The sequence below is a fragment of the Iodobacter fluviatilis genome (assembly GCF_004194535.1).
GTDB lineage: Bacteria > Pseudomonadota > Gammaproteobacteria > Burkholderiales > Chitinibacteraceae > Iodobacter > Iodobacter fluviatilis_A.
Window position 1 is genome coordinate 983,504 of the sequence record NZ_CP025781.1, and the last position, 19,615, is coordinate 1,003,118.

Below are 19,615 nucleotides of genomic sequence, written 5' to 3' on the forward strand. Positions count from 1 at the left end.
GCGATAAGCCGGCCATCTAATTAGGCCAGCAGGCCAGCAATCCACCATGTCATCAGGCCAATTGCACCGATAATCATGGCAAAAGCGTAGTGGTAGATATAACCCGTTTGCAGCTTACGTGCCGCTACTGAAAACAAGCCCACCAACTTGGCCGTGCCATTGACAAGCAAGCCATCAATGATAAAGGTATCGCCTACTTTCCAGAACAAAGTACCAAGCACTCGGCCACCTGCGGCAAAACCATTGATATACAGATGATCCATGTAGTACTTCTCGTCCAGCAATTTCTTGATGCCGATCGAGGTAAAGAAGCGATCGAGTGCATCAGGAATGCTAGGCTTCACTAAATAGAAGTACCAGGACACCACCACACCTGCCAAGGCTAACCAGAATGGTAGGGTAGTCAGTGAGTGGATCCCCATTGCAACCGCACCATGGAACTCTTCTTTCATGACTTCCATTGCCGGATGCGCTTCATGATTTACAAAAATCACACCCTTGAAGAAGTCACCGTAAAGCATAGGGTCGATCGCGAAGTAACCAATCACCAGCGACGGGATTGCCAGCATCACCAATGGCAAGGTCACAACCCAAGGTGTTTCGTGTGGTTTTTGCCCAGGAGCCAAGCCATGATGGTGCTCATCTGCGGCGTGATCATCATCATGTGCATGCGCCTCATGGCCGTGATCATGCGCTTTACCGAAACGCTCTTCACCGTGGAATACGAGGAAGTACATACGGAAAGAATAGAAAGCCGTTACAAACACACCCGCCACAACCGCGAAATAAGCAAAACCAGCGCCTGGCAAGTTAGAAGCATGCACCGCTTCAATAATCGAATCTTTAGAGTAGAAACCTGACAAGAACGGCGTACCGATCAAGGCCAAGGAGCCAATCAAAGAAGTAATCCAAGTAATCGGCATGTATTTACGCAAGCCACCCATCCTGCGGATGTCCTGATCGTGATGCATGCCAATGATCACTGAACCTGCAGCAAGGAATAACAGCGCTTTAAAGAAAGCGTGTGTCATCAAGTGAAATACCGCGACCGAGTAAGCCGACGCACCTAAGGCGACCGTCATATAACCCAGCTGCGATAGCGTTGAATAAGCTACAACGCGCTTGATATCGTTTTGGATAATCCCGAGGAAACCCATAAACAAGGCGGTGATCGAACCAATCACCATCACAAAATTCAGTGCCGTATCGGATAGCTCAAACAATGGCGACATCCGTGCCACCATAAAGATACCTGCCGTTACCATTGTTGCCGCATGAATCAGCGCAGAAATAGGCGTTGGGCCTTCCATCGAATCTGGCAACCAAACATGTAGCGGGAACTGAGCCGATTTACCCATCGCACCGATAAACAGCAAGATGCAAGTCACCGACATCAAGGACCAAGTGACATTTGGGAACAAGCTAATAGTGGCGTCTTTCAGCTCAGGCGCTTTAGCAAATACATCGACATAATCGAGCGAGCCAAAGTAAGCCAGTACCAAGCCAATCCCTAAGAGGAAACCAAAGTCACCCACACGGTTGATCAAGAAAGCCTTCATATTGGCGAAAGTTGCCGTTGGCTTTTTGAACCAGAAACCGATCAAGAGATAAGAAACTAAACCTACCGCTTCCCAACCGAAAAAGAGCTGAACGAAGTTATTCGCCATCACCAGCATCAACATCGAGAAGGTAAACAGCGAGATATAACTAAAGAAACGCTGATAGCCTGGGTCTTCAGACATATAACCGATGGTGTAGATATGCACCATCAAGGATACAAAGGTCACCACGCACATCATCATTGCGGTGAGCTTATCAACCAAGAAACCAACGTTAAAATCGACGCCATTAACAGTTAGCCAAGTGTAAACCGTACCGTTAAAGTTATCGCCACCTGCAACCAAGTGGTTTAAAACATAAGCCGACATCAGAAACGAAGCAGCAACACCGCCAATCGTGACGATATGTGATGCCCGCCGCCCGATTGCCCAGCCAAATAGCCCAGCAACCAGCGCACCGAAAAGAGGCGCCAGTGGGATTAAGAGATAAATCGTTTTCATATCCATTTGTAATCCTGTCCCCTTAACCCTTCAGGCTGTCGAGATCTTCGACGTTGATCGATCGTAGATTGCGGAATAACACGATCAGGATCGCCAGCCCGATTGCAGCTTCAGCCGCGGCCACCGTCAAGATAAAGAATACGAAAACCTGTCCTGCTGGATCGTCTAAAAACTGCGAGAAAGCAATGAAATTCATATTCACCGCAAGCAACATCAACTCAATCGCCATTAACAGCACGATGAGGTTTTTGCGGTTCATAAAGATACCGAAAATACTGATGGCAAATAAACAAGCCGCCAGTACAAGATAATGCGTCAACTCAAGCATGAAATATCTTCCCCTTAGGCTGCTGGTTTATCGTCGTTGGCAGGAGCATCTGCCAGCTCTTTTACTGTTGTGGCCATCTTAACGATGCGCAAGCGATCGCTTGCTTTTACGCGAACCTGATCAGCTGGATCGATATATTTGCTGCTTTTACGCTTGCGTAGAGTCAGCGCAATGGCGGCAATCATACCCACCAGCAAAATAAACGAAGCCAATTGGAAAGGCAGGAAGTACTGGGTGTAAATCAAACGGCCCAGCTCATGTACATTGCTATAACCCGCTGGATGATCAACGATGGCAGCGCCATTCAGCTGGCTTGCGCCATGAGTAATCACTAGGACCATTTCCAGCAGCATTGTTCCGGCGACCAAACCTGCAATCGGGGCGAACTTCCAGAAGCCTTTACGCAATTCCTCAAAGTTGATATCGAGCATCATCACCACAAACAAGAACAGCACCATGACGGCGCCCACATAAATCAGTACCAGCGAGACAGCGAGAAATTCAGCCTTCATCAGCATCCACAGCATGGCTGCGGTAAAAAAGGACAAAATCAGCAGCAACGCGGCTTGCACTGGGTTTTTGGTACTCACCACCCCAAGTGCAGACAAGAGCAGCACCAAGGCAAAGAAACTAAATAGAGCTTGTGTCATGTCCACCCCTTAACGGTACTTAGCGTCTTGCGCTTTGCGTTCTGCAATTTCGCTCTCGTACTTATCACCGACAGCCAGCAACATCGGCTTGGTGTAGTAGAGATCGCCCCGTTTTTCGCCGTGATATTCAAGAATATGCGTTTCCACGATGGCATCCACCGGGCAAGCTTCTTCACAAAAACCACAGAAAATGCACTTGGTCAGGTCGATGTCATAGCGTGTGGTGCGGCGTGTGCCGTCCTCACGCTTATCAGACTCAATCACAATCGCTTGAGCTGGGCAAACTGCTTCGCAAAGCTTACAGGCGATGCAACGCTCTTCACCATTGGCGTAGCGACGTTGCGCATGCAGGCCACGAAAACGCGGGCTATACGGTGTTTTTTCTTCCGGAAACTGCACTGTGATCTTGGTCTGGAACATATGGCGACCGGTCAGCATCAGACCTTTTACCAGTTCCACGAGCAAGAACGTTTTAAAGAAATAAGCAATCTTTTCCATTGTCGGTCCTGTTTATTTCCAGAGAGACAGCGGCGTCTGCATCCAAGCGCCCACTACCACAATCCAAATCAAGGTCACTGGAATAAAAATCTTCCAACCCAAACGCATCAGCTGATCGTAACGATAGCGAGGGAAAGTAGCGCGGAACCACAAGAAGCAGAACAGCATAAAGGCTACTTTTAGTACCCACCACAATACTGACGGAGCACCCAGAACGCTCCAGCTTGCTGGGAACGGGCTAAGCCAACCACCAAGGAACATGATCGATGTCATGGCTGAAATCAAAATCATATTGGCGTATTCGGCCAAGAAAAACAGCGCAAAGCTCATGCCCGAGTATTCGACCATATGACCCGCAACAATTTCTGATTCGCCTTCGGTTACATCAAACGGTGCACGGTTGGTTTCAGCCACGCCAGAAATAAAGTAAATCACGAACAAAGGCAGCAACGGAATTAAGTTCCACGACAGGATAGAACCACCTGCCATGCCTTGGCCCTGCTGATTTACGATCTCAGTCATATTCAAACTGCCTGAAACCATCATCACGCCAACCAGCGCAAAACCCATAGCTAGCTCGTAAGAGATCACCTGAGCCGCAGCGCGCATCGCACCCAAAAAGGCATACTTAGAGTTAGATGCCCAGCCAGCCAGAATCACGCCATAAACGCCCATCGAAGTGATAGCCATCACGTAAAGCAAGCCAACGTTTACATCCGCTAACACATAGCCTGGATAGAACGGCACCACGGCCCAAGCCGCCAGCGCCGGTACCAGAACCATAATTGGCGCTAGAAAAAACAGACCGGTACTCGCCGCTGATGGAGAAATAATTTCTTTCAGCAGCAGCTTTACACCGTCAGCAATCGGCTGCAGCAGCCCAAACGGACCAACCCGATTTGGGCCGATACGAATCTGCATATAACCAATGACTTTACGTTCGGCCAGAGTCAAGTAAGCCACCGCGCCCATTAAAGGCGCAACAATGCAAACGATCTTCAGTAAGGTCCAGAGGACAAACGCGATCTCTGCGCCGAACAACCCTTGTAACATTTCCATATTGGGCGCCCTTTAAGCTTTAGAAACCGACAGGCTGCTATACATGCCAGCGAGCTCTCGCGTCGCGGAATGGCTAGCTAGCACACGAATCACATTGTCGGCGAGGCCATTATCCAGCTCCGCAAACAAGGAAACTGTCGCACCGCCCTGCTCTACTTTGGCTAGATCATTCACAGCCAAGCCCAATGCAGCGAGTGTTGCCGCGTTGGCTTTCAGCGCAGGTGCAGCGGTGCTTGCCTGTAGGCTTTGCGCACGGCGAACCAAACTATCTGCCTGATACATAGGCACTTCGCCTAAGCGAACCAAGCCACTTGCAGCACGCGCCTTAACGGCAACAGCAGCAACTAGTGCGTTATTTAAGCGCGCAGCTGTATCGCCAGCGAGGGCTTCATCGCGAATCTGTTCGGACGATTCGTAATCAAAACCATTAAAGCCAAGCACATTGCCTAAAACGCGGAATACTTTCCAAGCTGGGCGAGTCTCACCAAGTGGACGCACCACACCGTTAAAGCTTTGTGGCTTGCCTTCCATATTCACAAACGTACCCGATGTTTCGGAGAACGGTGAGATCGGCAGAATCACATCAGCAAAATCCAGTGCGCAGCTATTGAATGCTGACATCACCACAACCATTTCAGCGGACTTCACTGCCGCCAGCGCTTCTTGGCCGTTGTGTGTATCAAACTCGGTTTCAGCATTTAAAAGCACATAAGCTTTTTTCGGTGTAGCGAAGACATTACCGCCAACCGTTGCACCAATCAGCTGAGCGCCCACGGTATTAGCCGCTTCGCTCATCACACCTAGCGTTGCGCCAGTTAGCTCAGCCAATGCAGCAGCTGCAGCGTATAACTCAGCAGAGCGTGGGTTGTGCGTTGCGATATTGCCTAGCAATACGGCCGATTTACCGGCGAGCGTTGCAGCAATCCTTCGAGCTGTATCAGTGACTTCAACGCCAGCTAAATCGATATGTACAGGAGCCGTCTTGCTGGTGTCAGCTTCAACAACAGCCTTAATCACAGCCAACACGCCTTCAACCAGCTGATCAGGGCGAACAACAGATTGCGCGGCGACTTTAGTCAGCAAATCATCGCTATGCACATTCACTAAAGAAAGCTTCAAGCCTTTCTTAACCGATTGACGTAGGCGCTGTGCAAGCAAAGGCTGCTCTTGGCGTAATGACGAACCAATCACCAGCACCGCTTCAGAAGCAGCCAAATCAACAATCGATTGGCCTAACCAAGTAGCGCCAGTCGTATTCAGGCTGAAGTCTGCGTTGCGTAAGCGAGTCTCAACGTTTTCTACGCCTAAACCTGCCATCAATTTACGCAGAGTAAATAGCTCTTCAACTGTGCTATTAGGCGTTGCAACTGCAGCCACAGATGCAGCACCGTGGTCTGATACCACTTGCTTCAGGCCATTTGCCACGTATTCAAGCGCGGCTTGCCAATCTGTAACTTGCCAAACGCCACCCTGCTTAATCATTGGCTTTTGCAGACGCTCGCTACTATTTAGCGCTTCATAAGAGAAACGATCACGATCACTCAGCCAGCATTCATTAATGGCTTCGTTTTCCAGCGGCAATACACGCATTACTTTGTTGTTTTTTACCTGCACAACTAGATTTGAACCCAAACCATCATGCGGGCTTACCGATTTACGACGCGATAATTCCCATGTGCGGGCGGAGTAGCGGAACGGCTTGCTAGTCAACGCACCAACTGGGCAAAGATCAATCACATTACCGGAAATTTCTGACTTAACCGCCTTGCCAACAAAGGACATGACTTCGGTAAATTCACCGCGACCAGCCATACCCAGCTCTTGGAAGCCAGCAATTTCTTCGGTAAAGCGAACGCAGCGGCTGCAATGGATGCAACGCGTCATATCAGTAGAAATCAACGGGCCTAGGTCTTTATTAACCACAACACGCTTTTCTTCTGTGTAACGCGAGCCAGACTGACCGTAGCCAACCGCAAGATCTTGCAGCTGACATTCACCGCCCTGATCGCAAATCGGGCAATCGAGCGGGTGATTAATCAGTAAGAATTCCATCACCCCCTGCTGCGCCTTCACGGCCTGATCAGAGTGGGTCCAGACTTTCATCCCGTCCGTGACGGGGGTTGCACAGGCTGGCAAAGGCTTAGGCGCTTTCTCAACCTGAACAAGGCACATACGGCAGTTTGCGGCAATAGACAGCTTTTTGTGATAGCAAAAATGCGGGATGTGCACGCCAACAGAATTGGCTGCGTCCATCACCGTGCTACCACCTGGCACTGTCAGTTTCTTACCGTCGATTTCAATTTCCAGCATGCTTCGACTCAGTGGCTCAAATTAAACCCAAGCCTGCAGAGCAGTCTTGTGTTTAATAAGGTATTCAAATTCGCTACGGAAGTGTTTAAGCATTCCGCGCACCGGGAAAACAGCTGCGTCGCCGAGGGCACAAATGGTTCGCCCTGCGATGTTATTACCGACACTATCCAATAGCTCCAAGTCTTCCGGAACGCCATGGCCCTGTGCGATACGATGAACAATGCGATACAACCAACCGGTGCCTTCACGACACGGTGTACATTGGCCACACGATTCTTCGAAGTAGAAATATGACAAACGCTCCAGCGCCTGCACCATATTGACGGTTTCATCCATCACGATTACCGCGCCCGAACCCAGCATCGATCCCGCCTTAGCGATCGAATCGTAGTCCATCGTGCATTGCATCATGATGTCAGCAGGCAAGACCGGCGAAGATGATCCACCAGGAATCACCGCCTTGAGTTTTTTGCCATCTTTCATACCACCGCAAAGCTCAAGCAGCTCCGAAAACGGCATGCCCAGCGGCACTTCGTAGTTTCCAGGACGGTTTACATGGCCAGAAACCGAAAATAACTTAGTGCCACCGTTATTAGGTTTACCTAGCTCAAGAAATTTCTGCCCGCCTTCGCGGATAATGTAAGGTACGGAGGCAAACGTCTCGGTATTATTAATTGTGGTTGGCTTGCCGTAGAGGCCGTAGCTGGCCGGAAAAGGCGGCTTAAAGCGCGGCTGACCTTTTTTGCCTTCTAAGGATTCCAGCAGTGCCGTTTCTTCACCGCAAATATAAGCGCCGTAGCCATGATGCGCATGCAGCTCGAAGCTAAATTCTGAACCCAGAATTTTATCGCCTAAAAAGCCTGCCTTGCGGGCTTCTTCGAGTGCTTCTTCAAAGCGCTCGTAAGCTTCAAACACTTCACCGTGGATATAGTTGTAACCCACGGTAATGCCCATCGCGTAAGCACCAATAATCATGCCTTCGATCAGCGCATGTGGATTAGACACAATAATGTCTAAATCCTTAAAGGTGCCCGGCTCACCCTCGTCGGTATTACATACAAGGTATTTTTGCCCTGGGAAACTACGCGGCATAAACGACCATTTCAAGCCAGTCGGAAAACCTGCACCACCACGGCCACGCAGGCCAGATGTTTTCATTTGCGCAATGATTTCATCTTGAGTAATGTTTTCACTCAGGATTTTTTTCAGTGCAGCATAACCGCCGCGCTTAACGTATTCGTCAAGCTTCCAGCAGTTTGGATCTTCAAAGTTGACGTCTTCAAATACAACGCCGGATACGTAGACGGTCATTATTCGAGCTCCGCCAGTTTTTTGTCGATCGCCTCAGGCGTCATATGGCTGCACATGGAATGGTTGTTTACCAGCATAACTGGCGCATAACCACAGGCTCCCATGCACTCCCCTTCTTTCAGTGTAAATTTGCCGTCAGGCGTGGTTTCATTAAAACCTATGCCCAACTTTTGCTTGATGTAATGCGCCGCAGTATAGCCGCCGGACAAAGCACAGGGCAGATTGGTACATACCGTGATCTTATGTTTACCGACGGGCTTTAAATCATACATATTGTAGAAAGTAGCCACTTCCAGCGCCATCATCGGGGCAATGCCCAGATAGTTAGCGATGAATTCGATCATTTCATTACTTAAGTAGCGATGTTCAGTTTGCGCAATACGCAGAGCACCCATGACTGCAGAGCGCTTTTGTTCTGCTGGGTACTTGGCTACTTCACGATCAATCAACGCTAGGGATTGAGTAGTTAACATCAGCGGTCAATCTCCCCGAATACAACGTCTTGAGTTCCAATGATCGCCACCACGTCGGACAACATATGGCCACGCGCCATTTCATCTAGGGAGGCTAAATGGGCAAAACCCGGTGCACGAATTTTCATGCGGTAAGGCTTATTCGCCCCATCGGACACCATATAGATACCAAACTCACCCTTAGGATGCTCAACAGCGGCGTAAGCTTCACCCTCTGGAACATGCATGCCTTCGGTAAATAGTTTGAAGTGGTGAATCAGCTCTTCCATATTGGCTTTCATGCCGCCACGTGAAGGCGATGCCACCTTATGATTATCCACAATCACAGGGCCAAGATTGGCTTTCAACCATGCCACACACTGCTTGATAATGCGGTTAGACTGGCGCATTTCTTCCACGCGAACCAGATAGCGATCATAACAATCGCCATTAGTACCCACTGGTATATCAAAATCAAGCGAGCCGTAAACTTCGTAGGGCTGTTTCTTACGCAAATCCCACTCAATACCCGAGCCCCGCAGCATTGGGCCAGTTAGACCCAGCGCCAAAGCGCGTTCAGGTGTGATAATGCCAATACCCACGGTACGCTGTTTCCAGATTCGATTATCTGTCAACAATGTTTCGTATTCGTCAACATAGGTTGGGAAGCGATTGGTGAAGTCTTCGATAAAATCGAGTAAAGAACCGTTCCGATTGCCATTTAATTTTTTGATCGCAGCGGCGTTACGCACCTTAGAAGCTTGGTACTGTGGCATTTGATCTGGTAAATCACGGTAAACGCCACCCGGACGATAATAGGCCGCGTGCATACGTGCACCTGACACGGCTTCATAACAGTCCATCAGGTCTTCGCGTTCACGGAATGCATACAAGAAGATCGTCATCGCGCCACAGTCAATACCGTGTGCACCAATCCACATCAGGTGGTTCAGTATCCGCGTGATTTCATCAAACATCACACGGATATACTGAGCACGCAGTGGCACTTCAATGCCAGTCATTTTTTCAATCGCCATGCAGTAAGCATGCTCATTGCACATCATCGACACATAGTCGAGGCGGTCCATATAAGGCAGTGATTGGATATAAGTTTTGGATTCAGCTAGTTTTTCAGTACCACGGTGCAAAAGCCCGATATGCGGGTCAGCCCGTTCAACCACTTCACCATCAAGCTCTAGCACAAGGCGAAGCACGCCGTGCGCGGCGGGGTGTTGTGGTCCGAAGTTAAGCGTGTAGTTGCGGATTTCAGCAGCCACCGTAGTTCTCCTCGCGGATGATACGCGGAGTTGTTTCACGCGGATCGATAGTGACAGGCTGATAGATCACGCGGCCTTGTTCTGGGTCATAACGCATTTCTACGTAACCTGACAGCGGGAAATCCTTACGGAAAGGATGACCAACAAAACCGTAATCGGTCAGAATACGGCGTAAATCTGGGTGGCCTTGGAACATAATCCCAAATAAATCAAACGCTTCGCGCTCAAACCAATTCAGGCCAGGCCAAACAGTCACAACCGATGGCACAACAGGGAAATCATCATCAGTACAGAACACACGTACACGTAAGCGAACATTGTGTTTATACGACAAGAAATGATAAACCGCTGCAAAACGATGACCTTCCCATGCCGCGTCTTTGTAAGTGCTGTAGTCCACACCGCAAACGTCCAGACAGGATTCAAAGTGCAATGCGGCATCATCACGCAGCATAAGAGCCACAGCGGGCCATGCAACAACCGGCACTTCAATAGTAACTTCGTCTAAAGCACAAACCATTTTGGAGAGGTTAGCCCCCCCCACCTCACCTAGAACAGACTTCAGGCTGTCCATTAGGATGGAAAGTTTACGATCCACTGATTACCCTCGCTCACTTGCTACAACACCTGATCGTGCAATAGTGTTTGTACGCTTAATCTTATTCTGTAGCTGAATAATGCCGTAAAGCAAAGCTTCAGCTGTCGGAGGACAGCCCGGCACGTAGATATCAACTGGCACAATCCGATCACAACCACGAACTACAGAATATGAATAATGATAGTAACCGCCGCCGTTGGCACAGGATCCCATCGAGATCACCCAGCGTGGCTCAGGCATCTGATCGTAAACTTTGCGCAAGGCTGGTGCCATTTTATTGCACAGAGTACCTGCAACAATCATCAGATCAGACTGACGCGGACTTGGGCGAAAAACAATACCAAAACGATCCAAGTCATAGCGGGCAGCGCCGGCATGCATCATTTCTACCGCACAACAGGCCAAGCCAAAGGTCATAGGCCATAGGGAACCGGTACGGGTCCAGTTGATGACAGTATCAAGTGATGTAGTGACGAATCCCTTGTCTGCCGTTGGCAAACTTGTTTGAGCATTCATTTCATTACTCCCATTCCAGTGCGCCTTTCTTCCACTCAAAGACAAAACCCACAACCAGCACGGTCAGGAAAATCATCATCGTAAGGAAGCCGAACATGCCGAGCTCTTTAAGCACAACAGCCCATGGCACAAGGAAGGCCACTTCGAGATCGAACAAAATAAACAGGATTGCAACGAGGTAGTAGCGCACATCAAACTGCATGCGCGCGTCTTCGAAAGCTTCGAAGCCACACTCGTAAGGCGAGCGTTTTTCAGGATCAGGCCGATTGGTCCCGAGAATCTTGCCCACCCCCCAGCCAAGAACAAGAGGGACGACGCCCACCAAGAGTCCTACAGCCAGAAACATCAGGATGGGGAAATAGTTAGCGAGCATGGCACTCCCCAGATTTGAAGGTTAAGGATATTTTTATATGTTGTATTCGCCAACATTGCGCGGGCGTTTTGAATCTGGTGCCGACAGAGAGACTCGAACTCTCACAACCGAAGTCACTACCCCCTCAAGATAGCGTGTCTACCAATTTCACCATGTCGGCATTAAACACAAATTAATCTTCCTAAAACTAAAACTTATTCAGGAATTTTACTCGGCTGCACAGGCTGCTCTACCGCAGGTTTTTGCGCACCCATTACGCCTAGATCAGCCTTCTTCGCTGGGCTTACAAGAAGAACCAGAGCAAGGCAGCTTGCAAAGAACAGCGTAGCAGTCACCGCCGTAGTCCGGCTTAAAAAATTAGCTGAACCAGACGATCCAAACAGACTACCCGCAGAACCACTGCCAAATGCAGCGCCCATATCCGCACCTTTACCATGCTGCATCAGCACCAAAACGATAGTGGCAATCGCTGAAACCACGTTCAAAATGAGCACGAGTGATTTAATAAGTTCCATTAATTTCTCAATTCTATGCGGCGCGCATTCTAGCGGGTTTTGTATCCCCTGACTAGCGCGCAGCCATGCAGATTTCTAAAAACTCGGAAGCCGAAAGGGCTGCTCCGCCAACAAGTACACCATCTACCCCGTCTACAGCCAAAACCTCTTCAGCATTACTGCCTTTTACACTGCCGCCGTATAAGACACGGGTGCGAGGCTCTAAAGTTTCTTTGATAAACGCGTGCATTTCTGCAATTTGCGCTGATGTAGCGATCACGCCCGTACCTACTGCCCATGATGGCTCGTAAGCAACGGCATAAAGCCCAATCGGCAAACCACGTAAAACGGCTAATTCTGCAGCGATAATTTCTTTATGCCGGCCACTTGCGCGCTCATCTGCATCTTCTCCAACACAATACACGGGGAAAAGGCCTGCATCTAAACATGCACGCAGCTTACGTGCAGCATTTTCACTGCTCTCGCCAAAATAACGGCGACGTTCTGAGTGCCCCACAATAACCAGCTCGCAACCAATGTCTGCCAACATAGATGCAGAAACTGCGCCTGTGTAAGCCCCAACATGATACTCGCTGACATCCTGAGCTCCAACCTGAACCTGGCTATCTTTCAGTAAACTCTTAGCAAGCATGACATAAGGATAAGGGATGCATACCGCCACGTTGGAGCCTAGCTTAGCGCGAGCCAACTCGGGCAATACCGAACGAATCTTACCGATGCTGCCATGCATCTTCCAGTTACCAATTACTAGCTGTCCTGTCATACGACGTGAAGCACCCACTTCAAAAGCTGCAGATTGTATTCCCACCCCTACCCCCAGTCAAACCGAGGCGTGCTTGCTGACATAAAGAACACGCGTCAATTATATTGATTTTCAACAGAAGCTCACCCAAACTGAGTGACTTGTAATATTTCAGCAACAATCAGCAGCTAGCATAGCGAAATATCATTTCAATCCAAACGCTTTAGCCCTCGGAGTTCTCTGTAATGGCATTTGTTCGCAAACTGATTGTTACCATCGGCCTTACTGCCGGCCTGTTCACACATGCTATCGCGGCAGACATTACTGGTGCAGGTGCGACCTTCCCGTACCCGCTCTACGCAAAGTGGGCTGAAATGTACAAAGCAAAGACCGGTATTGGTCTGAACTATCAATCAATTGGTTCTGGTGGCGGTATTAAGCAAATCCAAGCTAAAACAGTTGATTTTGGCGCGTCTGACATGCCACTTAAGCCAGAAGAATTAAGCAAACAAGGCCTGTTGCAATTCCCTACAGTGATCGGTGGCGTAGTGCCGGTGGTAAATATTCCAGGTATTAAGCCTGGCCAGCTAAAAATGAATCCACAAGTTCTGGCTGACATTTTCCTTGGCAAGATTAAAAAGTGGAATGACCCAGCCATCGTTGCAATTAACGCAGGCGTTAACTTGCCTAGCCAAAACATTACTGTTGTTCGCCGCTCAGACGGCTCAGGCACTACATTCGTATTTGCTGACTACCTGTCAAAAGTATCAGCAGAATGGAAAGAAAAAGTTGGCGCAAATACTTCCTTGCAATGGCCAGTTGGTGTAGGTGGCAAAGGTAACGAGGGCGTTTCCAACTATGTACAACGCATTAAAGGTGCGATTGGCTACGTTGAGTTTGCTTACGCAAAACAAAACAAATTAGCACACGCTGCACTGCAAAACCGTGATGGTGTTTTTGTCCAGCCTTCTGAAGAAGCCTTTGTTGCTGCTGCTGCTGGCGCAGATTGGAAAAATGCACCAGGCATGTATTTGCTGACGACAAACTCAGCGGGCAAAACATCATGGCCTATTGCTAATCCAACATTCATTTTGATGCACAAAAAGCAAGACAAACCAGCACAAGCAGTAGACGTATTGAAATTTTTTGATTGGGCTTACGGCAATGATGCAGATAAAGTTGCGCTTGATTTAGACTACATCCCTATGCCAGATAACGTAGTGAATATGATTAAAGCCAACTGGAAAGCACAATTAACAGATGGTGCAAATCCAATCTGGAAGTAATTTGTCATTACGGTAGCGGCAGTACCGCTATACGTCTAAACACACAACAGGAGCCATAAAGCTCCTGTTGTGTTGTTATGAAGCATCGGTGGAATGGAGATTTTAATGCCGAATCAAACACAACGAATGAAACAGCAGCGATTGCAAGATATGCTGTTCGTCGGAAGTACACGTTTTTTTGCTTTTTTTGTACTTGCTTTACTAAGCGGTATTATCCTTTCATTGCTCTATGGTGCAATGCCAAGCATTAAACACTTTGGCTTTAGCTTTATTACTTCAGAAAGCTGGAACCCTGTTACAGAAGAATTCGGTGCATGGCCATCAATTCGCGGTACTTTAATCTCCTCATTTATTGCATTGATTATTGCTGTGCCCGTTAGTTTTGGTATTGCCATTTTTCTAACTGAATTATCTCCCACTTGGCTACGCCGCCCTCTTGGGATTGCGATTGAGTTACTTGCCGGTGTGCCTTCTATTATTTACGGCATGTGGGGCTTATTTGTTTTTGCGCCGCTGTTTGCTGACTATGCACAGCCATGGCTTACCGAAACAACGGAAAATTGGCCATTGATTGGTGAGCTATTTGTAGGTGCTCCGATGGGCATCGGGATGTTCACAGCCAGCTTAATTCTTTCTATTATGGTTATCCCATACGTTACCTCGGTTATGCGCGATGTATTTGAAGTTGTTCCGCCAATGCTGAAAGAATCAGCTTATGGCCTAGGCGCGACGACTTGGGAAGTCGTTTGGAATGTCGTTGTGCCATTTACTAAAAATGGCATTATCGGCGGTGTAATGCTGGGCTTAGGCCGTGCACTTGGTGAAACCATGGCCATTACCTTTGTGATTGGTAATTCCCAAGCAAAAATGAGTTCACTTTTTGACCCCGCCACCACGATATCTGCCACGCTGGCTAATGAATTTACCGAGGCCAATGGCGAGCTATATGTTTCATCGCTGATTGAATTAGGTTTACTGTTGTTTTTTATTACCTTTATCGTTCTTGTTCTTTCCAAGTTATTATTATTGCGCTTACAACACAATGAGGGCGCTAACTCATGAGTAAGGCCATGAATATTTATAAGCGCCGTCGCGCAATCAATTATCTAAGCCTAACACTTTCCATTATTGCCATGGCATTTGGTTTGTTTTGGTTATTTTGGATTATGTTTACCCTATTTAAAAATGGCCTACCGGGTTTAACATTAGCGACCTTTACCCAAACAACGCCAGCTCCAAGCAGTGCAGGTGGTTTATCTAATGCCATTTTAGGCAGCTTACAAATGTCAATTGTGGGCGTTGCGATTGGCACGCCAATTGGTATTTTGGCAGGAACTTACCTTGCTGAGTTTGGTAATAAAGGCTGGCTAGCCCCTACTACTCGCTTTATTAATGATATTTTACTTTCTGCACCATCGATTGTTATTGGCTTATTTATTTTTGAAATGTATGTAGCACGAGTACAGCATTTTTCTGGCTGGGCCGGCTCATTTGCTTTAGCGATTTTGGTAATTCCAGTGGTATTAAGAACCACAGAAAATATGCTACGCCTAGTCCCCACCGCAATGCGTGAAGCCGCCTATGCCCTAGGCGCGCCACAATGGAAAATGGTGCTTTTGGTTACATTACGTGCAGCCAAGGCCGGCGTTGCAACAGGTATTTTGCTCGCCATTGCTCGTATCTTGGGTGAAACAGCGCCGCTATTATTTACTGCGCTGAATAACCAATTCTATTCAAATATGAATCAACCGATGTCTAATTTGCCTGTTGTCATCTTCCAATTCGCCATGAGCCCTTATGAAGAATGGCATCAATTAGCTTGGACGGGTGCTTTATTAATTGGCCTATTTGTGCTCGGTTTAAATATTGTTGCGCGCGTGATGCTGCGTGAACCGAAACAAAACTAACAAACCAATACGGATAAGTTTAATCATGAAAAATCAAGCAAACCCAGCAAAGCTCGCTATTAAAAACCTGAACTTCTTTTACGGTAATTTTCATGCGCTAAAGAATGTAAATTTAGATATTCAGGAAGGTAAAGTAACCGCCTTTATTGGCCCATCTGGTTGTGGTAAATCTACTCTGCTGCGTACATTTAACCGGATGTATGACCTTTACCCAAAGCTACGTGCAGAAGGTGAAATCATATTAAACGGTAAAAATGTTTTAGATAATGATGTAGATTTGAATATGCTACGTGCAAAAGTAGGCATGGTATTTCAAAAACCAACGCCGTTTCCTATGTCTATTTATGACAATATAGCTTTTGGTGTAAAGCTCTATGAAAACCTGCCTAAATCCGAAATGGATGATCGCGTTGAATGGGCCTTACAAAAAGCAGCGCTGTGGAACGAAGCAAAAGATAAACTGAAGCAATCTGGTTTAAGCTTATCTGGCGGTCAACAGCAACGCCTCTGTATTGCACGCGCGGTTGCTGTTAAACCCGAAGTATTACTACTCGATGAGCCAACTTCGGCGCTTGATCCAATTTCTACAGCACACGTAGAAGAATTAGTGCATGAATTAAAGCAAGATTATACGATTGCAATCGTGACACATAATATGCAACAAGCCGCCCGTGTTTCTGATATCACCGCTTATATGTATTTAGGCGAGCTGATTGAAGTAGGCGAAACAGATAGTATTTTTACTACACCTAAAGTAAAAGCGACTGAAGATTATATTACCGGTAAATTTGGTTAAATTATTGCTCTCCTAAAGCAAATGGCAAGCCTTAGGCTTGCCATTTTTTTATCTAAAACATTGCTACTCTAACTATTATTAGGCATAAAAAAGGCAGTCTAAGCGTCCTTTTTTTATTTAAACAATTAGTTTTTTGGAACAATATTGTTGAATACGTAGCGCACGCCTTTTACATTTTCAGCCACATTACCTGCAAGGGCCATTTGCTCGCCCTCATCAACACTACCTTCAATGGTGACATCTGCATCTTTACCTTTAACTTTTAAGTTAAATTTTTGTAAAACTAAATCGTTATCTAAATTACCTTTGACAGCAGCAGCAAGTGCATCACCCGTTAATGCGGCAATAGCAGGAGCATCTGCAGCACTCACTGTGCCCATAGCAAATACTAAAGTACTGGATACCAAAATCAGGCGGACTAGTTTCATAAGATCATTCTCTCAGATTGTTGTGACAACAGATAACCTAGTACGATTCTAAAAGTTTTAAGTTACAGAATTGTTTAATTAGCATGACAAATAGTTAAATGAATTTATTACAACACTTCCCATTTTAGAAGCCTACCAGATTTCAAATATGCCGTTAAAAAGCGGGGCAATGCCCCGCCCTGCTTATTCGGCATTTGCCTCGCTACTAACTACTTTAGCAATCTGCTCTGCCCATTCACGTGCGATAGTGGCATCAGTGTGCTCTACCATTACACGCACCACAGGCTCTGTGCCTGATGGGCGTAATAACACACGGCCAGCCGAGCCCATCACCATCTCAGCCTTGCTTACAGCCGCTTTAATCAGCTCTGAGGCATGGCAATCAAAGCCCTTAGCGATACGGACATTTTTTAGCACCTGTGTTGACAGTACTAGATCATGGCAATACTGTACCAAGGTCTTGCCGCTTTCTTTAAGCGCCTGCAGTACTTGTAGTGCAGACACAATGCCGTCCCCTGTGGAGTGTTTATCTAAGCAAAGTAAATGCCCAGAGCCTTCCCCACCTACCAACCAGTTATTTGCCAATAATCTTTCAAGCACATAGCGGTCTCCTACTTTTGCACGCTCAAAACCAATACCACGTGCTTTCAGGCCGTTTTCTACACCTAGATTCGTCATTAAGGTGCCAACCACACCTTCACCTAATGTGCCTTTATCTTGGCGATAACACGCCAATGCGTAGAGCAATTGATCACCATCCACAATCGTGCCATCACGGTCGATCATAATAAGACGATCACCATCACCATCTAAGGAGATTCCAAAATCAGCGCCTTCAGCCAGTACGGCTTTACGCGCTGTTTCTGGGTGAGTAGCGCCAACATCTTCGTTAATATTGTAGCCATTGGGCGTTACACCGATCTTGACGACTTCTGCACCTAACTCATGAAACACATGCGGGGCAATATCATAGGTAGCACCGTGCGCACAATCCACCACCAGCTTTAAACCGCGTAGATCAAGCTCATTTGGGAACGTTGATTTACAAAATTCAATATAACGGCCAGCCGCATCATCCACTCGCCAAGATTTACCAATACGCTTAGGCGAAACGCAGGGCTGTACTTGATCGATTGCCGCTTCAATCGCCAATTCAACGTCATCAGCCAGTTTTTTCCCACCTGCACCAAAAAATTTAATCCCATTATCGTGATAAGGATTATGCGATGCAGAGATCACCACGCCAGCGGATAGACGCAGGGCACGGGTTAAATAAGCGATACCTGGGGTAGGGAGAGGACCTGTTAGGTATACATCCACCCCAGCAGCATTTAAACCCGCTTGCAACGCAGCTTCTAGCATATAACCTGACACACGCGTGTCTTTACCGATCAGCACAGCGGCATGATCACCATTGCCACGCTTACTTTCTGCCGCAAGTACTTTACCAGCGGCATAACCCAGCTTCATAGCAAACTCAGGTGTAATCGGATATTCACCCACTAAACCACGTACACCGTCTGTTCCAAAATACTTGCGCCCCATCATTCACTCCGATAATAAGCTTGGCCAAACTTGCTTCCAGCTACTTTTACCCCAACTTTTAATCAGGTGCATTGCTGGATAACAAATTATTATAAAAAACTGACGTTTATTTTAAGGCACGCCATACTTTTAACGCATCCACTGTTTCCCGCACATCGTGTACCCGAATCACCGCGCTACCTGCCTGTGCAGCCATAAGCGCAGCAGCAATGCTAGCAGGCATACGTTCCTGCACAGCTTGACCGGTAATCTGCCCCAACATGCTCTTACGCGATACCCCAACCAATAAAGGGGTGGCTAAGCTTTGCAAGAGCTGAGGTAAACCACGAAATAGCGCTACATTATGTTCTAAACTTTTACCAAATCCAAAACCAGGATCCAGCAATAAACGCTGGTGGGCAATGCCCGCCGCCAATGCCGCATCTCGTCTTTGCCGCAAATAATCTATTACTTCTGCCAGAACATCGGTATAGCTTGGCGTAAATTGCATATTTTGTGGCTCACCCTGCTTATGCATTAAGCAAACTGCAGCATTGCTTTTAGCCAGCAGCGCTAGTGCCCCCTCTTCTTCTAGGGCAGAAATATCATTAACTATATCTACTCCCGAGTCTAAGGCAGCACGCATTACAGCAGCTTTACGGGTATCTACAGAAAGCGGCACATTCAGAGCTTGCAGTGCAGTAATAACAGGAATCACGCGGCGAATTTCTTCTGCTTCAGGCACAATTGCTGCGCCTGGGCGGGTTGATTCGCCACCAATATCCAAAATATCCGCGCCATCGGCAAGTAGCTTTTCGGCATGAGCGAGCGCAGCACCCACCTGCTGAAAATGCCCACCGTCAGAAAACGAATCGGGAGTGACATTCACAATTCCCATCACTAGTGAGCGATTCAACTGCAGACTAAAACGCCCACATTGCAATATATTCATCTTTGCCCTCATCTAAAACACTGTTTTGGCACT

At 47.5% G+C, this 19,615-nt stretch carries 21 protein-coding genes and 1 tRNA gene; 4 read left to right on the forward strand and 18 right to left on the reverse strand.

What is annotated here, in order from left to right; translation table 11 throughout:
• Positions 1-20: 20 nt before the first annotated feature.
• The 15 genes from nuoL to tpiA all read right to left on the reverse strand — a co-directional run bounded on the left by nuoL (position 21) and on the right by tpiA (position 12,710).
• The gene (nuoL, locus tag C1H71_RS04265; RefSeq protein ID WP_130105463.1) at positions 21-2,066 is read right to left on the reverse strand and encodes an NADH-quinone oxidoreductase subunit L; all 2,046 of its coding nucleotides are present in this window, start codon (positions 2,064-2,066) and stop codon (positions 21-23) included.
• A 16-nt stretch (positions 2,067-2,082) separates the two neighbouring features.
• The gene (gene nuoK / locus C1H71_RS04270; RefSeq protein WP_130105464.1) at positions 2,083-2,388 is read right to left on the reverse strand and encodes an NADH-quinone oxidoreductase subunit NuoK; all 306 of its coding nucleotides are present in this window, start codon (positions 2,386-2,388) and stop codon (positions 2,083-2,085) included.
• A gap of 14 nt (positions 2,389-2,402) precedes the next feature.
• Positions 2,403-3,038, reverse strand: coding sequence for an NADH-quinone oxidoreductase subunit J (locus tag C1H71_RS04275; RefSeq protein ID WP_130105465.1), 636 nt, complete (start codon positions 3,036-3,038; stop codon positions 2,403-2,405).
• Between the two features lie 9 nt (positions 3,039-3,047).
• Positions 3,048-3,536 (reverse strand): NADH-quinone oxidoreductase subunit NuoI, encoded by a 489-nt coding sequence (nuoI, locus tag C1H71_RS04280; RefSeq protein ID WP_046352280.1) that lies wholly within the window; start codon positions 3,534-3,536, stop codon positions 3,048-3,050.
• A 12-nt stretch (positions 3,537-3,548) separates the two neighbouring features.
• The gene (gene nuoH, locus C1H71_RS04285) at positions 3,549-4,595 is read right to left on the reverse strand and encodes an NADH-quinone oxidoreductase subunit NuoH (protein ID WP_130105466.1); all 1,047 of its coding nucleotides are present in this window, start codon (positions 4,593-4,595) and stop codon (positions 3,549-3,551) included.
• 12 nt (positions 4,596-4,607) lie between these two features.
• Positions 4,608-6,905, reverse strand: a complete 2,298-nt coding sequence (gene nuoG / locus C1H71_RS04290) for an NADH-quinone oxidoreductase subunit NuoG (protein WP_130105467.1) — start codon at positions 6,903-6,905, stop codon at positions 4,608-4,610.
• A 21-nt stretch (positions 6,906-6,926) separates the two neighbouring features.
• Positions 6,927-8,216 carry an NADH-quinone oxidoreductase subunit NuoF gene (gene nuoF, locus C1H71_RS04295; RefSeq protein ID WP_130105468.1) on the reverse strand — a complete coding sequence of 430 codons (1,290 nt, stop codon included), beginning with the start codon at positions 8,214-8,216 and terminating at the stop codon, positions 6,927-6,929.
• Entirely contained in the window at positions 8,216-8,689 is a 474-nt protein-coding gene (nuoE, locus tag C1H71_RS04300) for an NADH-quinone oxidoreductase subunit NuoE (RefSeq protein WP_130105469.1), read from the reverse strand. The genes nuoF and nuoE overlap by 1 nt, the downstream gene beginning before the upstream one ends.
• Complete coding sequence (locus C1H71_RS04305) at positions 8,689-9,945, reverse strand: NADH-quinone oxidoreductase subunit D (RefSeq protein ID WP_130105470.1); 1,257 nt, start codon at positions 9,943-9,945, stop codon at positions 8,689-8,691. The genes nuoE and C1H71_RS04305 overlap by 1 nt, the downstream gene beginning before the upstream one ends.
• Positions 9,935-10,519, reverse strand: coding sequence for an NADH-quinone oxidoreductase subunit C (locus C1H71_RS04310; RefSeq protein ID WP_130108130.1), 585 nt, complete (start codon positions 10,517-10,519; stop codon positions 9,935-9,937). Before C1H71_RS04310 ends, C1H71_RS04305 begins: the two co-directional genes overlap by 11 nt.
• Before the next feature lie 27 nt (positions 10,520-10,546).
• Positions 10,547-11,059, reverse strand: a complete 513-nt coding sequence (locus C1H71_RS04315) for a NuoB/complex I 20 kDa subunit family protein (RefSeq protein WP_130105471.1) — start codon at positions 11,057-11,059, stop codon at positions 10,547-10,549.
• A 4-nt stretch (positions 11,060-11,063) separates the two neighbouring features.
• Positions 11,064-11,432, reverse strand: coding sequence for an NADH-quinone oxidoreductase subunit A (locus C1H71_RS04320; RefSeq protein WP_130105472.1), 369 nt, complete (start codon positions 11,430-11,432; stop codon positions 11,064-11,066).
• Positions 11,433-11,507: 75 nt separating this feature from the next.
• Positions 11,508-11,592: transfer RNA gene (locus tag C1H71_RS04325), tRNA-Leu, on the reverse strand.
• 34 nt (positions 11,593-11,626) lie between these two features.
• Positions 11,627-11,947, reverse strand: coding sequence for a preprotein translocase subunit SecG (secG, locus tag C1H71_RS04330; protein WP_130105473.1), 321 nt, complete (start codon positions 11,945-11,947; stop codon positions 11,627-11,629).
• Between the two features lie 52 nt (positions 11,948-11,999).
• A complete protein-coding gene (tpiA, locus tag C1H71_RS04335; RefSeq protein ID WP_130105474.1) occupies positions 12,000-12,710 on the reverse strand; it encodes a triose-phosphate isomerase in 711 nt (236 codons plus the stop codon).
• A 224-nt stretch (positions 12,711-12,934) separates the two neighbouring features.
• Between tpiA and pstS the strand changes: the two genes are divergently transcribed.
• The 4 genes from pstS (at position 12,935) to pstB (ending at position 16,678) form a co-directional block, all read left to right on the forward strand.
• Entirely contained in the window at positions 12,935-13,975 is a 1,041-nt protein-coding gene (gene pstS, locus C1H71_RS04340) for a phosphate ABC transporter substrate-binding protein PstS (protein ID WP_130105475.1), read from the forward strand.
• A gap of 105 nt (positions 13,976-14,080) precedes the next feature.
• Positions 14,081-15,037: a phosphate ABC transporter permease subunit PstC gene (gene pstC, locus C1H71_RS04345; protein ID WP_130105476.1), complete on the forward strand. Its 957-nt coding sequence runs from the start codon at positions 14,081-14,083 to the stop codon at positions 15,035-15,037.
• Positions 15,034-15,882 carry a phosphate ABC transporter permease PstA gene (pstA, locus tag C1H71_RS04350; protein ID WP_262488390.1) on the forward strand — a complete coding sequence of 283 codons (849 nt, stop codon included), beginning with the start codon at positions 15,034-15,036 and terminating at the stop codon, positions 15,880-15,882. The genes pstC and pstA overlap by 4 nt, the downstream gene beginning before the upstream one ends.
• Positions 15,883-15,907: 25 nt before the next feature.
• Positions 15,908-16,678 (forward strand): phosphate ABC transporter ATP-binding protein PstB, encoded by a 771-nt coding sequence (gene pstB / locus C1H71_RS04355; RefSeq protein WP_130105477.1) that lies wholly within the window; start codon positions 15,908-15,910, stop codon positions 16,676-16,678.
• Positions 16,679-16,803: 125 nt separating this feature from the next.
• On the opposite strand, the gene C1H71_RS04360 is transcribed toward pstB, so the two are convergent.
• The 3 genes from C1H71_RS04360 to folP form a co-directional block, all read right to left on the reverse strand.
• Positions 16,804-17,106 carry a BON domain-containing protein gene (locus tag C1H71_RS04360; RefSeq protein ID WP_262488391.1) on the reverse strand — a complete coding sequence of 101 codons (303 nt, stop codon included), beginning with the start codon at positions 17,104-17,106 and terminating at the stop codon, positions 16,804-16,806.
• 183 nt (positions 17,107-17,289) lie between these two features.
• On the reverse strand, positions 17,290-18,651 hold the full coding sequence (glmM, locus tag C1H71_RS04365; protein ID WP_130108133.1) for a phosphoglucosamine mutase: 1,362 nt from the start codon (positions 18,649-18,651) through the stop codon (positions 17,290-17,292).
• A 106-nt stretch (positions 18,652-18,757) separates the two neighbouring features.
• Positions 18,758-19,582 (reverse strand): dihydropteroate synthase, encoded by an 825-nt coding sequence (gene folP, locus C1H71_RS04370; RefSeq protein ID WP_130105478.1) that lies wholly within the window; start codon positions 19,580-19,582, stop codon positions 18,758-18,760.
• Between the last annotated feature and the right edge of the window lie 33 nt (positions 19,583-19,615).

Coding starts and splice junctions, on each gene's coding strand:
- tpiA (WP_130105474.1), bottom strand. CDS start 12,710: ATGACAGGACAGCTAGTAATTGGTAACTGGAAGATGCATGGCAGCATC.
- pstA (WP_262488390.1), top strand. CDS start 15,034: ATGAGTAAGGCCATGAATATTTATAAGCGCCGTCGCGCAATCAATTAT.
- C1H71_RS04360 (WP_262488391.1), bottom strand. CDS start 17,106: ATGAAACTAGTCCGCCTGATTTTGGTATCCAGTACTTTAGTATTTGCT.
- nuoF (WP_130105468.1), bottom strand. CDS start 8,216: ATGACCGTCTACGTATCCGGCGTTGTATTTGAAGACGTCAACTTTGAA.
- nuoE (WP_130105469.1), bottom strand. CDS start 8,689: ATGTTAACTACTCAATCCCTAGCGTTGATTGATCGTGAAGTAGCCAAG.
- pstC (WP_130105476.1), top strand. CDS start 14,081: ATGCCGAATCAAACACAACGAATGAAACAGCAGCGATTGCAAGATATG.
- nuoG (WP_130105467.1), bottom strand. CDS start 6,905: ATGCTGGAAATTGAAATCGACGGTAAGAAACTGACAGTGCCAGGTGGT.
- pstB (WP_130105477.1), top strand. CDS start 15,908: ATGAAAAATCAAGCAAACCCAGCAAAGCTCGCTATTAAAAACCTGAAC.
- C1H71_RS04275 (WP_130105465.1), bottom strand. CDS start 3,038: ATGACACAAGCTCTATTTAGTTTCTTTGCCTTGGTGCTGCTCTTGTCT.
- nuoH (WP_130105466.1), bottom strand. CDS start 4,595: ATGGAAATGTTACAAGGGTTGTTCGGCGCAGAGATCGCGTTTGTCCTC.
- C1H71_RS04310 (WP_130108130.1), bottom strand. CDS start 10,519: ATGGACAGCCTGAAGTCTGTTCTAGGTGAGGTGGGGGGGGCTAACCTC.
- nuoL (WP_130105463.1), bottom strand. CDS start 2,066: ATGGATATGAAAACGATTTATCTCTTAATCCCACTGGCGCCTCTTTTC.
- folP (WP_130105478.1), bottom strand. CDS start 19,582: ATGAATATATTGCAATGTGGGCGTTTTAGTCTGCAGTTGAATCGCTCA.
- pstS (WP_130105475.1), top strand. CDS start 12,935: ATGGCATTTGTTCGCAAACTGATTGTTACCATCGGCCTTACTGCCGGC.
- C1H71_RS04320 (WP_130105472.1), bottom strand. CDS start 11,432: ATGCTCGCTAACTATTTCCCCATCCTGATGTTTCTGGCTGTAGGACTC.
- C1H71_RS04315 (WP_130105471.1), bottom strand. CDS start 11,059: ATGAATGCTCAAACAAGTTTGCCAACGGCAGACAAGGGATTCGTCACT.
- nuoK (WP_130105464.1), bottom strand. CDS start 2,388: ATGCTTGAGTTGACGCATTATCTTGTACTGGCGGCTTGTTTATTTGCC.
- glmM (WP_130108133.1), bottom strand. CDS start 18,651: ATGGGGCGCAAGTATTTTGGAACAGACGGTGTACGTGGTTTAGTGGGT.
- nuoI (WP_046352280.1), bottom strand. CDS start 3,536: ATGGAAAAGATTGCTTATTTCTTTAAAACGTTCTTGCTCGTGGAACTG.
- secG (WP_130105473.1), bottom strand. CDS start 11,947: ATGGAACTTATTAAATCACTCGTGCTCATTTTGAACGTGGTTTCAGCG.